We start from the raw sequence: 1,383 nt of genomic DNA on the forward strand, positions 1-1,383 counted from the left end.
CAGCGCGGTGCGGAAGCGCCGTCCGTCGCGGACGCCGGTCTCCTCCTCTAGGACGAGGTCGAGGAAGTCGAGGTAGCCCATCTTGTCGCGGTCGGACCGGGCGGCCAGCTGCTCGAGACTGGCCGCGAGGTGGGGCAGGTTCAGCTTGTCGGCGTGCTTGCGGATCCGTGCGGTGATCAGGTCACCCATCAGTTCACTCCGGGCATCGGAAGGCCGGAGGCGAGGTCGTAGTCGGCCAGCGGGCGGCGGGAGACGGGGATGCGGGCGGCCGCGGTGCGGGCCAACAACGCGTCCAGAGAGCCCGGCTGAGACCCAGCGGCGTCCGAGTGGTCGGGCTGACCGGGCTCGTCGTCGGCGGTGGTGACGCTGCGGGTGTGCCCGTCCGCGAGACCGTCCCAGTGGGCCTCGTCGACCACCCAGCTGCCCCGCACGTCCGCCCGCTGGTGGCGCGCGAGGAGACTGTCGCCGCCCACGGCCGGATCGAGGTGATGGATGGCGATCTCACCCTGCGCGACCCGGACTTCGACCTGCTGACCAGGACGGATACAGCGAGCGGGCACCGAGTAGAGGCTGCCCTCGAAGGAGACCAGACAGTCCTTGCCGGCCCTGCGCAGGTGCCGCTCGACCACCCGGTAGGGATGCTCGGGCAGCTGGATCAGGGCAGCCCGGTCCTTCGCGGCCCGCTCGCCGATCACCTCGCCGTGCGTGCGGTGGACCTGCCTGCGGCGGATCGGCACCCAGCCCCGAAACGCCGCGTCCATCTCCGCGACGGAACCAAAAGACCGGCCCGCCAGGACATGATCACGAACTATGTCCACTTGCCTCTCGACGCGTCCCTTCCCCTGGGGCCGGTAGGCCGCCAGGACGTCGATGTCGAAGCCGTAGGAAGAGGCGAACGCGACCGCCTCGGGATGCAACGGCACTGCCTTGCCCGGCCCGACATGCCGCTTGACCACGGTCTTCGTCCGGTCGTAGACCACCATGGCCGGAGCCCCGCCGAAGTGCTCGAACGCGCGGCGATGGCAGTCGAAGAACGTCGCCAGGTCCTGCGACGTGGTGAAGCAGCAGAACGGGTCCCGCGCATAGGACAAGACCATGTGGAACGAGTACACCTTGCCGATGCCCGCGTGCGCGAGGATGCCGCCCTCATCTCCCCAGTCGACCTGGGCCTGACCTCCGGGCACCACCTCGAACCGGCGGTGCAATCCGAACAACTTGCCATCTTCCAAACCGAGTTCAGCCCGGATACGGGGTTTGACCTCAGCGACGTACATCTTCACGCGCTGGTAGTGGCCCTCGAAGCCGTACTGGTCGACGAGGCGCTCATGGATCACCGCGGCCTTCAACTCGATGTCCGAGCGCAGCCACGCGTCCACCACCGGC

2 protein-coding genes are annotated in these 1,383 nt (G+C 68.8%); both read right to left on the minus strand.

Annotated features, from left to right (window positions below; all coding sequences use genetic code 11):
- The coding region (locus tag ABZT03_RS44545; RefSeq protein WP_356050057.1) for an ATP-binding protein at positions 1 to 189 on the minus strand (189 nt) is incomplete at its 3' end.
- The coding region (gene istA, locus ABZT03_RS44550) for an IS21 family transposase (protein ID WP_356050059.1) at positions 189 to 1,383 on the minus strand (1,195 nt) is incomplete at its 5' end. The genes istA and ABZT03_RS44545, both read right to left, overlap by 1 nt.

The organism is Streptomyces sp. NPDC005574 (assembly GCF_040605435.1).
In the GTDB taxonomy this organism is placed as follows: Bacteria; Actinomycetota; Actinomycetes; order Streptomycetales; family Streptomycetaceae; genus Streptomyces.